The sequence below is a fragment of the Stenotrophomonas sp. GbtcB23 genome (assembly GCF_019091045.1).
GTDB classification, from domain to species: domain Bacteria; phylum Pseudomonadota; class Gammaproteobacteria; order Xanthomonadales; family Xanthomonadaceae; genus Stenotrophomonas; species Stenotrophomonas rhizophila_A.
In genome coordinates this window covers 1-14072 of record NZ_JAGXKC010000002.1, presented here as the reverse complement: position 1 = coordinate 14072, position 14072 = coordinate 1, and the positions used below count along the sequence as shown (strand labels likewise).

Below are 14072 nucleotides of genomic sequence, written 5' to 3'. Positions count from 1 at the left end.
TCCAGATGGCTATCATGTGGCTCTCTTTCAGCGTAGGCAGTGCTTGTGTCGGTAGCTCTGGTCTGGTTCCGCCGTGATCTGCGTCTTCAGGACAACCCGGCACTGCAAGCCGCGCTGGAGGCCGGGCATACCCCGGTGCCGGTTTACATCCATGCACCGGACGAGGAGGGTGCGTGGGCGCCGGGCGGTGCGTCGAACGCATGGCTGCACCGCTCGCTGGCCGCGCTGGATGCGGACCTGCGTGCGCGCGGGTCGGCGCTGGTGCTGCGCCAGGGGGACAGCCAGGCGCAGCTGCAGGCGCTGATCGAAGAAACCGGCGCCGAGGCGGTGTATTGGAACCGGAAGTACGAACCGGCCACGCAACCGCGCGATGCCCGGATCAAGCGCGAACTGCGCGAGCAGGGCATCGAGGCGACCAGCTGCAACGGCAGCCTGATGTTCGAGCCGTGGGATATCGCCACGCTGCAGGGTGGGCCCTACAAGGTATTCACTCCGTTCTGGCGCAGTGCGCTGACCCGCATGAACATTCCGGCGGCCCCCCGGCTGCCGCAGATCCTGCCGGCGCACGCTGCGGAAAGCGTGGCACTGGATGCGCTGCAGTTGGCTCCGGCGCTGGACTGGGACAAGCAGTTCTGGGAGCACTGGCAACCCGGCGAAACCGGCGCGCAGGAAGCGCTGTCGGTGTTCATCGACGGTGCGTTGAACGGCTACCGCCAGCAGCGCGATCTGCCCGACCGCGTGGGTACGTCACTGCTGTCGCCGCACCTGCACTTCGGCGAAATCTCACCGTGGCAGATCGTGCGGCGGCTGGAAGCCGAGCGCAACGCCAGCCGAAATGCCGATATCGATGGCTACATCCGCGAGCTGGGCTGGCGTGAGTTCTCCTACCACCTGCTGCACCACTTCCCGCAGACCCCCGAACAGAACCTCAACCCGCGGTTCGCGAACTTCAGCTGGGCCAAGCCGAACGCGACACAGCTGCAGGCCTGGCAGCAGGGGCGTACCGGGGTGCCGATCGTCGATGCGGGGCTGCGCGAGCTGTGGGCCACCGGCTACATGCACAATCGCGTGCGGATGATCGTGGCCAGCTTCCTGTGCAAGCACATGCGCCAGCACTGGCTGCACGGCGCGCGCTGGTTCTGGGACACGCTGGTGGATGCGGACCTGGCCAACAACACCATGGGCTGGCAGTGGGTGGCCGGTACCGGTGCGGATGCGGCGCCGTATTTCCGGATATTCAACCCGGTCACGCAGTCGCAGAAGTTCGATCCGCATGCGCGTTACATCACCCGCTGGGTGCCCGAACTGGCGCCGTTGCCAGTGAAGGCACGCTTCGCACCGTGGCAGTCGCCGTCGTTGCTGGCAGAGCTGGCGCCGGGCTATCCAGCGGTGCCACTGGTGGATCTGGCGGCCGGCCGCGAGGCGGCATTGGCCGCGTATCGGCACACCGGCTGATGCCCCAAAGCTGAACGAAATGCCGAATCCGTGCGTGTTCATCATGCCGGCATCGCGTCGGCGTGTTTATGCTTCTGGCCGTTCGCACGCCGACCGCCGGCACTTCAGGAGAAAACACATGATCCGATCCGCACCCCGCAACGTGGCCCTGGCCCTGATGACCGCTGCCGCCCTGTCGGCCTGCGCCACCGGTGGTTCGTACGTGCAGAGCGACCAGTACGGCAACCCGGTCGAGCAGCAGAGCCGCACCGGCCGCAACGCGCTGATCGGTACCGCCATCGGCGTGGCCGCCGGCCTGCTGACCGGTGACAGCGCGACCGAACGTCGCCAGCACGCGATGGTGGGTGCGGGTATTGGCGCGCTTGCCGGCGCCGGCGTGGGTGCGTATCAGAACAAGCAGGAACGTGAGCTGCGCGAGCGCACCGCCAACACCGGCATCGACGTGCAGCGCCAGGGCGACAACATCGTGCTCAACCTGCCCGATGGCGTGACCTTCGACTTCGGCAAGTCGCAGCTGAAGCCGCAGTTCTACGGTGCGCTCAACGGCGTGGCGAGCACGCTGAACGAATACAACCAGACCATGATCGAAGTGGTTGGCCACACGGACAGCATTGGCAGTGACGCGGTCAACAACAAGCTGTCCAAGGAACGCGCCGATTCGGTGGCGCAGTACCTGACCGCCCAGGGCGTGCAGAGCGTGCGTATCGAGACGTTGGGTGCCGGCAAGGCGTACCCGATCGCCGATAACAGCACCGACGCCGGTCGCGCGAAGAACCGCCGCGTGGAAATCCGCGTGATTCCGTTGCAGCAATAAAAGGCGCAAGCGCCTTTTATTGCTGCGTTGCATCGGCCACGCCGATGCAACGCAAAAATGCCGCCCCAACGGGCGGCATTTTCTGTAGAGCCGACTGTTAGTCGGCTGCACCGTCGGCATGCAGGAAGACGCGCTTCGCGCGTAGCCGACTAACAGTCGGCTCTACCTGCCGGCTCCGCCTGCCGCACCACCGCGACGATCAGGCGGTCACCGTCTCCAGGATCCGCTTCCCGGTCTCCTGCAGCTCCGCTTCGGCTTCCTTCTGCTGCTGCTTGGCCAGCTTCGCCGCCGGGCACTGGGCCAGCATGTAGTTCGCGTCGAAGTTGAGCTTTTCGACCAGGAAATCGACGAACGCGCGCACCTTCGGCGACACCAGCCGGCCGCCGGCGAACACCGCGTTGAAGTCCACTTCCGGGCCGGTCCAGCCCGCCAGCACACGGCGCACCATGCCCGATTCGATGAACGGCTTGGCCATCACATCGCCGGTGAGCAGGAGGCCTTCGCCGCAGACCAGTGCGCCGTTCAGCGCCGACGGATCGTTGGCCACCAGCAGCGGATTGACCGGGAAATCGCGCAGGTCGCCGCCGTTCTCGCCCAGCTGCCAGAAGAACCGGTTGTTGTTGAGGTTGCGGGCCTTGCGCATCGCCAGGATGCGGTGGAACTGCAGTTCGTCCGGGTGCAGCGGCTCGCCGTAGCGTTCGATGTAGGCGGGGCTGGCGAACACCTGCGTGCGCAGGCTGCCCAGCTTGCGCGCCACCAGGTTCGAATCGGGCAGGGCGCCCACGCGCAGCGCGAGGTCCGCTTCGCCGGCGATGAGGTCGAGCTTTTCGTTGCCCAAGTGCATGTCCAGCTGGATCTCCGGGTACTGGGCGTGGAACTGCCCCAGCAGCGGTGCGATCCAGGTGATGCCGATCGAATAGGGCACGGTAAAGCGCAGCCAGCCGCGTGGGCCGGACTGCAGCTGGTTGACCGCGCCTTCGGCTTCTTCCAGCTCGCGCGCGATGCGCTGGCAATGTTCGTGGTACACCGAGCCGGCCTCGGTCAGGCCCAGCCGGCGCGTGGTCCGGTGCAGCAGGCGTGCGCCCAGGCGCGTTTCCAGTTCCTGCACTTTGCGGCTGACGGTGGTCTTGGGCAGGCCGAGCGCGTTGGCAGCGGCGATGAAACTGCCTTGCTCGACCACCTTGACGAAGATCAGCGTGTCGTTGAGATCGTGGGCCATGACGGAGTCCATATCGGGGGATGGGTAGGGTGCCCGAAAGATTGTGCCGGGTACGGGACGATTATTCCCCTTAATTCGGACTAATCAAGGGGGAGTTCGAGGACTAATCTGGCGCCATTCCCGAATTGGAGGACGCCAACCATGTGGTTGCAGAACATTCTAGGCCGCGTCATCGGCGGCCGCACGCCCTCGCTGGACCTGGCCCTGACCGTTGAAAAGCGCCCCTCGGCCTTCTCCGGCAAGGCTTTCCGTGAGTTCACCCCGCCCGCCAACCTGCAGCGCGGCGGCAGCCTGCGCCTGGGTGCCCGCAGCGGCGGCCGACTGGGCCGAATTGGGATTATCCCGGCGACGGGAGTTAAAGTCCCATGAACGGGACACTGGCCCCCGAAGTGCTGGTGCTTGGCGGCACCGGCAGCGTCGGGCAGGGAATCGTGGCTGCGCTGCTGGAGGCCGGCAGCCCGGTCCTGGTGGTTGGCCGCGACCCGGGCCGGCTTGCAGCGCTGCGCGAGCAGTTTGCCGACGAGCCGGGGCTGGAAACGCTGTTGGGCTCGCTCGCCGACGATGGCTCGGCGCTGGCGCTGGCCGAACGCATCGCGCAGCGGCCGCGCACGCTTGCTGCAGTCATCGATGCAATGGGCGGCCCCTATAACCGCGGCCGGGTCATCGACCGCAGCGGCGATGCGCTGCTGCAGGCGCTGCAGGCCGACGTGATGCCGCACGTGCACGCCGGCCGCCGCCTGCTGCCGCTGCTGCAGAGTGAAGGCCACCCGCGCCGCTATGTGCTGGTCGGCAGCCCGGCCGGCTTCAAGCCGTGGGCCGGCTATGGCGAAAGCTCCATCACCGGCGCCGCCACGCGCATGTACGCGCAGGTGCTGCACCAGGAAGCGCAGGCCCTGGGCGTGCGCGCGCAGATGCTGGAAGTGTGCAACCCGGTGTGCACGCCGAGCAACGCCGCCAACGCGTGCATCGAATGGCCGAGCGCGCTGCTGGTCGGCCGCCGCGTGGTTTCCCTGCTCGACAACTGCGTCGACAACCGCGCCATCGTGCGCTGCGACACCCGCGATGCGGAACTTCCGCGTGGACTGCTGCAACTGGACCGACCTCCCGCCTGGCGCGACATCGCCGGTGTCGCTTGACCTTTACCTAGGTTCAGGTCCCAGGCTACCGCCCCCGGCAGTACTACGTGATTTTGTTTTTCTTTGACCACCCCTACGTACGGATGCATTCCATGACTTCCTCCAATTCCACTCCGCATCGCTTCTCCCGACGGCTGGCCATGGCCGGCGTGTCGATCCTGGCCGCCGCGGTGCTGACCGCGTGCAGCGGCAGCCAGGCCGAAACCGCCGGCCCGCCGCCGCCGCAGGTCAGCGCCGCGCCGGTGCTGGTCAAGCCGGTCAGCCAGTGGGACGACTTCAGCGGCCGCGTCGAGGCGGTGCAGAGCGTCGAACTGCGCCCGCGCGTGTCCGGCTACATCGACAAGGTCAACTACGTCGAAGGTGACGAAGTGAAGAAGGGCGATGTGCTCTTCACCATCGACGCGCGCAGCTACCAGGCCGAGTACGACCGCGCCCGCGCCGAACTCACCCGCGCCCGCACCCAGTCCACCCTGGCCCGCAGCGAGTCCGAGCGCGCCAAGAAGCTGTCCGAACAGCAGGCCATCTCCACCGAATCCTGGGAGCAGCGCCGCGCCGCCGCCGACCAGGCCGGTGCCAACGTGCAGGCCGCGCAGGCCGCGTTGGATGCGGCGGCACTGAACCTGGAATTCACCAAGGTGCGTGCCCCCATCAACGGCCGCGCGGGCCGCGCGATGGTCACCGCCGGCAACCTGGTCACTGCGGGCGACAGCGCGAGCGTGCTGACCACGCTGGTCTCGCTGGACACCGTGTTCGTGTACTTCGACGCCGACGAGGGCACCTTCCTGCGGTACGCGCAGATGGCACGCAAGGGCGAGCGCCCGAGCGAGCGCGACAGCGAGCTGCCGGTGAAGGTGGGCCTGTCCGGTGAAGAGGGCTTCCCGCATGCGGGCAAGGTCGACTTCCTGGACAACCAGGTCACCCGCAGCACCGGCACCATCCGCGTGCGTGCGTTGCTGGACAACGCCGACCGCGCCTTCACCCCGGGGCTGTTCGCCCGCGTGCAGCTGCTCGGCAGCGGCGAGTTCCAGGCCATGCTGATCGACGACAAGGCCGTGCTCACAGACCAGGACCGCAAGTACGTGTACGTGGTCGACAAGGAAGGCAAGGCGCAGCGCCGCGACATCCAGCTGGGCCGCACCGCCGAAGGCCTGCGCATCGTGCAGCAGGGGCTGGCGGCCGGCGACCGGGTGATCATCGATGGCGTGCAGAAGGTGTTCATGCCGGGGATGCCGGTGCAGGCCAAGGCGGTTGCGATGCAGCCGGCTGCGGCGGCTGCGCCTGTTGCATTGAATTGAAGAGCAGCCGACCAACGGTCGGCTCTACCGTGTCTTTCAACGCCCCGTGGGGCACCGCTCCCGCTGTCGTCTTCGACAGCGGCAGGGGTGCTGCACGCCGGCGTTGGTGAAAACCCAGGAATCCCCTAATGGACTTTTCCCGTTTCTTCATCGACAGGCCGATTTTCGCGGCGGTGCTGTCGATCGTGATCTTCGCCGCCGGCCTGATCTCCATACCGATGCTGCCGATTGGCGAGTACCCCGAAGTGGTGCCGCCCTCGGTGGTGGTGCGCACCGTGTACCCGGGTGCGAACCCGAAGGTGATCGCCGAAACCGTGGCCACCCCGCTGGAAGAGGCGATCAACGGCGTTGAGGGCATGATGTACCTCAAGTCGGTGGCCGGTTCGGACGGCGTGCTGCAGATGACCGTCACCTTCCGCCCGGGCACCGACCCGGACGATGCGGCGGTGAAGGTGCAGAACCGCGTGGCCCAGGCCCAGGCACGCCTGCCGGAAGATGTGCGGCGGCAGGGTGTGACCACCCAGAAGCAGTCGCCCACCTTCCTGATGGTGGTGCACCTGACCTCGCCGAAGGGCAAGTACGACACCCTGTACCTGCGCAACTACGCCCGCCTGCACGTCAAGGACGCGCTGGCGCGCATCCAGGGCGTGGGCGACGCGCAGATCTTCGGTGGCGGCGACTACGCCATGCGTGCCTGGCTGGACCCGGACAAGGTGGCCGCGCGCGGCCTGACCGCCAGCGACGTGGTGCGCGCCATGCGCGAGCAGAACGTGCAGGTCTCGGCCGGCCAGCTCGGTGCCGAGCCGATGCCCAACAGCCAGTTCCTGACCCTGATCAATGCCCAGGGCCGCCTGCGCAGCGAGCAGGAGTTCGGTGACATCGTGCTCAAGGCCGGTACCGATGGTGAAGTGGTGCGGCTGTCCGACGTGGCCCGGGTGGAACTGGGTGCCGGCGATTACACCCTGCGCTCGCAGCTGGATGGCAAGAACGCGGTGGGCATCGGTATCTTCCAGGCCCCGGGTGCCAACGCGCTGGAGATCCGCGATGCAGTGATCGGCACGATGGACGAGATGCAGAAGACCTTCCCGGACGACGTCAAGTACGAAGCGGTGTACGACACCACCATCTTCGTGCGCGACTCGATCAAGGCGGTGGTCTCCACGCTGCTGGAAGCCATCGCGCTGGTGGTGCTGGTGGTGATCCTGTTCCTGCAGACCTGGCGCGCCTCGATCATTCCGTTGATCGCCGTGCCGGTGTCCATCGTGGGTACGTTTGCTGCGCTGTACGTGCTGGGCTTCTCGATCAACACGCTGAGCCTGTTCGGGCTGGTACTGGCGATCGGCATCGTGGTCGATGACGCGATCGTGGTGGTGGAAAACGTCGAACGCAACATCGAAGAAGGCCTGACCCCGCTTGCCGCGGCGCACCAGGCCATGAAGGAAGTGTCCGGGCCGATCGTCGCGATCGCGCTGGTGCTGTGTGCGGTGTTCGTGCCGATGGCGTTCCTGTCCGGTGTGACCGGCCAGTTCTACAAGCAGTTCGCCGTCACCATCGCCATCTCCACGGTGATCTCGGCGATCAACTCGCTGACCCTGTCGCCGGCCCTGGCCGCGCGCCTGCTCAAGCCGCATGACGCGCCCAAGGATGGCCCCACCCGCATCATCGACCGCCTGTTCGGCTGGGTGTTCCGTCCGTTCAACCGCTTCTTCAAGTCCAGCTCGGAGAAGTACGAGCGCGGCGTGTCGAAGATCCTGGGTCGTCGTGGTGCGGTGTTCCTGGTGTATGCGGTGCTGCTGGTCGCCACCGGTTTCATCTTCAAGGTGGTGCCGCCGGGCTTCATCCCGACCCAGGACAAGCTGTACCTGATCGCCGGTGTGAAGCTGCCGGAAGGGTCGTCCATTGCCCGTACCGATGAAATGCTGCGCAAGGTGGCCAGGATCGCCCAGGAAACCGAGGGCGTGGCGCACACCATTTCGTTCCCGGGCCTGAACGCGCTGCAGTTCACCAACACGCCCAACACCGGCGTGGCGTTCATTCCGCTCAAGCCGTTCAACGAGCGCCATGGTCGCACCGCTGCCGAGATCAACGCCGAGATCAACCAGAAGATCGCCGGGCTGCAGGAAGGCTTCGCCTTCGCGATGATGCCGCCGCCGATCCTGGGCCTGGGCAACGGCAACGGCTACCAGATGTTCATCGAAGACCGCGGCAACCTGGGCTACGGTGCGTTGCAGACGGCGGTGAGCCAGATGCAGGGTGCGGTGGCGCAGACCCCGGGCATGGCCTTCCCGATCACCAGCTACCAGGCCAACGTGCCGCAGCTGGATGCCGAAGTGGACCGGGTCAAGGCCAAGGCGCAGGGCGTGCAGCTCACCGAGCTGTTCGACACCCTGCAGACCTACCTGGGTTCGTCCTACGTCAACGACTTCAACGAGTTCGGTCGTACCTGGCAGGTGATCGCCCAGGCCGACGGCCAGTTCCGCAACAGCGTGGAAGACATCGGCAAGCTGCGTACCCGCAACGACCGTGGCGAGATGGTGCCGATCGGTTCGATGGTGACCGTCAAGGAAACCTACGGCCCCGACCCGGTGCTGCGCTTCAACGGCTACCCGGCCGCAGACCTGGCCGGCGAAGCCGACCCGCGCCTGCTGTCGTCGGCCGAAGCGATGAACAACCTGACCGAGATCGCCGCCAAGGTGCTGCCGGTGGGCATGACCACCGAATGGACCGACCTGAGCTACCAGCAGGCCACCCAGGGCAAGGCCGCCTTCATCGTGTTCCCGGTGGCGATCCTGCTGGCGTTCCTGGTGCTGGCCGCCCTGTACGAGAGCTGGTCGCTGCCGCTGGCGGTGATCCTGATCGTGCCGATGACGCTGCTGTCGGCCCTGTTCGGCGTATGGTTGACCGGCGGTGACAACAACGTGTTCGTGCAGGTGGGCCTGGTGGTGCTGATGGGCCTGGCGTGCAAGAACGCGATCCTGATCGTCGAATTCGCCCGCGAGCTGGAAATGGGCGGCAAGGGGATTGTGGAAGCCGCGCTGGAAGCGTGCCGCCTGCGTCTGCGTCCGATCGTGATGACCTCCATCGCGTTCATCGCCGGCACCATCCCGCTGGTGGTGTCGCACGGCGCCGGTGCGGAGGTGCGCTCGGTGACCGGTATCACCGTGTTCGCCGGCATGCTCGGTGTGACCCTGTTCGGCCTGTTCCTGACCCCGGTGTTCTACGTGGCGCTGCGCAAGTTCGTCAGCCGCAATGGCGGCGGCAAGCTGGTCACCCATGGCGAATCCACCCTGCATCACTGATCCCGACCCCTACGAGGAATCACCCATGAATACCGCTACTTCCAAGATCGCCCTGGTCACCGGTGCCACCCGTGGCATCGGCCTGGAAACCGTCCGCCAGCTGGCCCAGGCCGGCGTGCACACGCTGCTGGCCGGGCGCAAGCGCGACACCGCCGTGGCCGAAGCGCTGAAGCTGCAGGCCGAAGGCCTGCCGGTGGAGGCGATCCAGCTGGACGTCGGTGATGCCGCCAGCATCGCCGCCGCCGTACAGGAGGTCACCGACCGCCATGGCCGGCTGGACATCCTGGTCAACAACGCCGGCATCCTGCTCGACGACCCCGCGCTGGCGCCGTCGGCGCAGACCCTGGACACCTGGCGCCAGACCTTCGACACCAACGTGTTCGCGGTGATTGCGGTCACCCAGGCGTTCCTGCCGCTGATCAAGGCATCGCCGGCCGGGCGTATCGTCAACGTGTCCAGCATCCTGGGCTCGCTGACCCTGCACAGCCAGCCGGGTTCGCCGATCTACGGTTTCGCGGTGCCGGCCTACAACGCGTCCAAGAGCGCGGTGAACGCCTGGACCGTGCAGCTGGCCTATGAGCTGCGCGAGGGCACCACCAAGGTCAACACCGTGCACCCGGGCTACGTGAAAACCGACATGAACCGGGGCGAAGGCGAAATCGAAATCGCCGATGGCGCGCGCTCCAGCGTGGGCATGGCGCTGATCGGTGCCGATGGCCCCAACGGCAGCTTCACCTACCTGGGCGAGGTGCTGCCATGGTGATCCGTGTGTTGACCGCCGCCGTTGCCAGCGCGTTGCTGGCCGGCTGCGTCAGCGTCGGCCCCAACTACCAGGCACCACCGGCGCAGCCGGTGGTCCTGCAGGGCGCCGCCGCGCCGGTGTTCAGCACCACCTCGCCGGTGGCCAGCTGGTGGGCGCAGTTCGATGACCCGGTGCTGGAACAACTGGTGCACGACGCCCTGGGCGACAACCTGGACCTGCGCATCGCGATGGCGCGTGTGCGCGAAGCCCGTGCGGTGTTCGTCGAGCAGCGCCTGGACCAGCTGCCACACGTGACCAGCGGCGGCAGCTACGACCGCCGCAAGCAGCCGGACCTGACCGCCGGTGGCGAGCGTGTCTTCAGCGAGACCTACCAGCTTGGCTTTGACGCCGGCTGGGAGCTGGATCTGTTCGGTCGCCAGCGCCGTGCCGCTGAAGCGGCGCGTGCGGACCTGGGCGCCGAGCAGGACAACCTGGCCGACGCGCAGGTCACGGTGGCTGCCGAAGTGGCGCGCAACTACTTCGAACTGCGCGGCACCCAGAAGCGCATCGAAGTCGCCAAGCGCACGCTGGTGAACCTGCGCGATACCCAGAAGCTCACCGAAACCCGGTGGGACCTGGGGGCGGGCAGCGAACTGGACGTGCAGAGCAGCCGGGCGCGGTTGAAGGCGATCGAGGCCGACATTCCGCTGCTGGAAGTGGCCGAAGTGCAGTCGCGGCATCGCCTGGCGGTGCTGCTGGGGCAGCGCCCGGACGCGTTGGACACGTTGCTGGAACCGCGTGATGCCGCGCCGTATGCCAAGGCGTTGCCGCTCGGCGATACCACCGACCTGCTGCGCCAGCGTGCCGACGTGCGCGTGGCCGAGCGTCGCCTGGCCGCCGCCACGGCGCGGGTTGGCGTGGCCACCGCCGATCTGTTCCCGCGGATCAGCCTGAGCGGGTTTGTCGGCTTCCTGTCCGGCGATGCCAGCGGGCTGGTCAACGGCAACAACAAGGCATGGTCGGTGACCCCGTCGATCAGCTGGGCCGCGTTCGATTTCGGTACCGTGAAGGCGCGCCTGCGGGCCAGCAAGGCCCAGGCTGACGGCGCGGCGGCCGAGTATGAGAAGGCGGTGCTGCTGGCGCTGGAAGATACCGAGAACGCGTTGACCCGTTATGCCAAGCAGCAGGCCCGCCTGGCCATCGTCGCCGAGCAGGCGCAGGCCGCGCGGCGTGCCGAACAGCTGGCGCAGATCCGCTACCGTGAAGGGTCGGAAGATTTCCTGACCCTGCTGGATGCACAGCGCACCCAGCTGGCGGCGGATGACGCGTTGGCGGCGGCCGAGTCGACGGTGAACGTCAGCGTGGTCGGCGTGTACAAGGCGCTGGGCGGTTGGGGCCAGCAGCAGGATGCAACCCCGCCGGCGGTGGCCGGCACGATGCGGTGATGGACGGCAGGGGGCGGCAAGAGTCGCCCCCTGCACACTTTGTAATGGTTCGCCGCAAAGGCGTACCGGAGAACCCCGCGCTGACGGCTTTGCCTCTGCCGGGTAGAACCGACCCGGTGCTAAAAACAGTCCCTGCCCGGGGATATGTGTAATGCAACGGAATTGCTGGAAGCCGCCACGTGCGGGAAAGGAAGAACAGGCATCGGCGTCCTCTGGACTGTCCCCAGGCGTGATTGTGTTGCTGGTTGTCGCCGCCCTCACCGTGAGCCTTGGCTTCGCGCGCTTGCCCGACAGCCTGCTCGGCATCGGCGTAGTGGGCGTCGGCGTATTCCTGGCCATCAGCGCCCGGATCTGCCAGGCCCGCGAACAGCACCAGGCCCTGTGCAAAGCACTCGAGGGCCTGCGCCGGGGGTAGCTTCGCATCCCGATCGACTGCCGTTGGGTTTCCGGGAACCGCCTGTGCTCCGTTGAGCGTCACGCGTTACCGGTCAAGGCGTGGACGCGGCCGGGAACACCAGTTCTGCCAGGACCGGGTAGTGGTCCGACGGCACCACGCCGCCCGGTTTCTGGTCCAGCGTGACGAATCGGTTCACACCAAAGCCGCGGACCAGGATCCAGTCGATCTCGGCGGTGGGCGTATCGCTGAAGTTCTGGAAGGTCAGGCGCGGGCCTTCGACCTTGCGTGCCAGCTTGCGGGCATCGGCCAGCCCAGTGGTGAACGCCGCATACGTGGTGCTGCCCGGTTCGCTGTTGAAATCGCCGGTGACCACCACCGGAATGTCCTTCGGCAGCGCGGCCAGGCGCTGGGTAATCAGCTTGGCGCCCAGTACGCGGCGCGGCTCGTCTTCATCGCGGTAGGGCAGGTGGGTGTTGTACAGGTAGAAGCGCTTGCTGTCGGCGGCACGTTCGAACAGCGCCCAGGTCACCATGCGCGGCATCAGGTTGCCCCAGGTGATGCTGCCGGCCACCTCCGGTGTATCGGACAGCCAGAAGTTGCCCGATTCGACCACCTTCAATGCGGCGCTGTCGTAGAACACGCCCATGTGCTCCTCATTGTCGCCGGGCCCACGCGGCTCGCCGAACCACCGGTAGCCGGGCAGGTGCTGCACCAGGTAGTCAGCCTGGTTGGTCTTGAGCTCCTGGGTACCGAACACCACCGGGTGCTGCTCGCGCAGCAGCGCCACCATCGCATCGCGACGGTCCTCCCAGCGCTTGTTCGGCTCGGTGTCCACCGGGGTGCGGACATTGAATGACATCACCCGCAGCGGCTCGGGCGCCTTGGCCAGGGCGGAGCCGAGCGGCAACGCCAGCGCGATCAGGGCCAGCAGGGCTGGACGACGAAAAGCAGACAGCATGGGAATCCCTCCATTCCGTGAAATCGTTTGCAGAGGGTGCCATGGAATGACCGGGCCCGACTATGCGGACGTTGGCGGCAGCGGCGGGCAGCGGCTCAGCTGCCCAGCAGCACGATCCCGACCGTCATGTTGATCGCCGTCCCCAGCGCGAACACCCACAGCGCCGACAGTACCGAGTTCAGCCAGGAGCGCTGCAGGGCGACCTTCAGCCAGCCGGCCTGGACCACCAGGTACCAGCCGGCCGAGATCAGGCCGGTGGCGATCCCGAGCGTGGTGGAGAGCTCGCCAGGCAGGCGCACGAACACCATGCTGGTGGACAGCGCCACCGCGAACGGCGCGGTCAGGTAGCACTGCATGAAGAAGGGGCGGCGCAGCGATTCGCGGGTCATCGGCACACGCTTGCGGCGCAGCAGGTGCACGGTGGCGATCAGCGGCCAGATCGCGAAGGTGATGGAGCGGTACAGCAGCAGGCTTTCCTCGTTGCCCATCACCGTGCGCGACAGCTCGCTGGTGCCGGCCACGGTCTGGTGCATCAGCAGCTCCACCCCGTGCGCGACCAGCACCGCCAGCATCAGGAACATCGGCGGGCTGATCGCATCGTCGAACTGGCGCTCCAGCTTCTGGGTCAGTTCGGTGTTCACGTACTGCGCCATCCGCCGCGGATGCATCACCACCCGGTACAGCGTGCGCGGGAAGAACAGGAACCAGGTGCAGAGCTCGTACAGGAACTCTTCGAGCGAACGCAGCAGCTTGAGGAAATCCATGCAGGCCTCGGGCGCGGGGCAGGGCGCGACGCCGCAGGACGCGGCGCCGCCGGTACCAGCATGGCCCAAGGCGCTATCTCATGCCAGCGTCCTGCCGCCACTGGTCGAAATAGGTGACCAGCCCCGCGTCGGGCTCCAGCCGCTCCGCAGCGGGCGGCAGTGGCTCGGGCACGCGCGCGGGGGCTCCGTAGTCCACCATGTAACGCACCGAGAAGGGTTCGGCGTCCGGGAACCGGTTGCGGAGCTGTTGCATCACCACCCCGCCGCATGAGCGGCAGGTGTCCTGCAGCGTCCACAGCCTGAACGAGATCGCGCGCGGGTGGCCCTGCATGGCGCTGGCGATCAGCCGCTCCGAATCCACCTCGCGGCCGAACGGGCGCCCTTCGAGATTGTCGAGGTTGCGCACCACCGGCAGGCTGGTGATCGTCTTCAAGGGTGCTACGCCCTGCATCGCCTTGCGGGCATCGACGAAGCGGGTGCCGTCACCGAGCGATGCGTCTTGCCGCAACTGGACGTTGCGCCCCCGCTTTCCACCGGAGGGCGCGTAC

Annotated in this window: 13 protein-coding genes; 9 read left to right on the top strand and 4 right to left on the bottom strand. The window is 67.0% G+C overall.

Going from position 1 to position 14072, the window contains the following annotated elements; all coding sequences use genetic code 11:
- The first annotated feature begins 45 nt into the window (after positions 1 to 45).
- Positions 46 to 1455: a deoxyribodipyrimidine photo-lyase gene (locus KVS69_RS00900; RefSeq protein WP_217535869.1), complete on the top strand. Its 1410-nt coding sequence runs from the start codon at positions 46 to 48 to the stop codon at positions 1453 to 1455.
- A 118-nt stretch (positions 1456 to 1573) separates the two neighbouring features.
- Entirely contained in the window at positions 1574 to 2269 is a 696-nt protein-coding gene (locus KVS69_RS00895) for an OmpA family protein (protein ID WP_184124011.1), read from the top strand.
- Between the two features lie 199 nt (positions 2270 to 2468).
- On the opposite strand, the gene KVS69_RS00890 is transcribed toward KVS69_RS00895, so the two are convergent.
- Positions 2469 to 3488: a LysR family transcriptional regulator gene (locus tag KVS69_RS00890; protein ID WP_068854629.1), complete on the bottom strand. Its 1020-nt coding sequence runs from the start codon at positions 3486 to 3488 to the stop codon at positions 2469 to 2471.
- Between the two features lie 141 nt (positions 3489 to 3629).
- On the opposite strand from KVS69_RS00890, the gene KVS69_RS00885 reads away from it, so the two are divergent.
- From KVS69_RS00885 to KVS69_RS00855, 7 genes are all read left to right on the top strand, one after another.
- Entirely contained in the window at positions 3630 to 3857 is a 228-nt protein-coding gene (locus KVS69_RS00885; protein ID WP_068851096.1) for a hypothetical protein, read from the top strand.
- Positions 3854 to 4624 (top strand): SDR family NAD(P)-dependent oxidoreductase, encoded by a 771-nt coding sequence (locus KVS69_RS00880; protein ID WP_184124008.1) that lies wholly within the window; start codon positions 3854 to 3856, stop codon positions 4622 to 4624. Before KVS69_RS00885 ends, KVS69_RS00880 begins: the two co-directional genes overlap by 4 nt.
- Positions 4625 to 4716: 92 nt before the next feature.
- Positions 4717 to 5919 carry an efflux RND transporter periplasmic adaptor subunit gene (locus KVS69_RS00875; RefSeq protein ID WP_068851102.1) on the top strand — a complete coding sequence of 401 codons (1203 nt, stop codon included), beginning with the start codon at positions 4717 to 4719 and terminating at the stop codon, positions 5917 to 5919.
- Between the two features lie 128 nt (positions 5920 to 6047).
- Positions 6048 to 9218, top strand: coding sequence for a multidrug efflux RND transporter permease subunit (locus KVS69_RS00870; protein ID WP_068851105.1), 3171 nt, complete (start codon positions 6048 to 6050; stop codon positions 9216 to 9218).
- Between the two features lie 25 nt (positions 9219 to 9243).
- Positions 9244 to 9981: an SDR family oxidoreductase gene (locus tag KVS69_RS00865; RefSeq protein ID WP_068851108.1), complete on the top strand. Its 738-nt coding sequence runs from the start codon at positions 9244 to 9246 to the stop codon at positions 9979 to 9981.
- On the top strand, positions 9975 to 11405 hold the full coding sequence (locus KVS69_RS00860) for an efflux transporter outer membrane subunit (RefSeq protein ID WP_068851111.1): 1431 nt from the start codon (positions 9975 to 9977) through the stop codon (positions 11403 to 11405). Before KVS69_RS00865 ends, KVS69_RS00860 begins: the two co-directional genes overlap by 7 nt.
- A gap of 229 nt (positions 11406 to 11634) precedes the next feature.
- Positions 11635 to 11820: a hypothetical protein gene (locus KVS69_RS00855; RefSeq protein ID WP_306298147.1), complete on the top strand. Its 186-nt coding sequence runs from the start codon at positions 11635 to 11637 to the stop codon at positions 11818 to 11820.
- Between the two features lie 73 nt (positions 11821 to 11893).
- On the opposite strand, the gene KVS69_RS00850 is transcribed toward KVS69_RS00855, so the two are convergent.
- The 3 genes from KVS69_RS00850 to KVS69_RS00840 all read right to left on the bottom strand — a co-directional run.
- Entirely contained in the window at positions 11894 to 12760 is an 867-nt protein-coding gene (locus KVS69_RS00850; protein ID WP_217535867.1) for an endonuclease/exonuclease/phosphatase family protein, read from the bottom strand.
- Between the two features lie 95 nt (positions 12761 to 12855).
- Positions 12856 to 13524, bottom strand: coding sequence for a hypothetical protein (locus KVS69_RS00845; RefSeq protein ID WP_217535865.1), 669 nt, complete (start codon positions 13522 to 13524; stop codon positions 12856 to 12858).
- Positions 13525 to 13597: 73 nt separating this feature from the next.
- The coding region (locus KVS69_RS00840; RefSeq protein ID WP_217535864.1) for a deaminase domain-containing protein at positions 13598 to 14072 on the bottom strand (475 nt) is incomplete at its 5' end.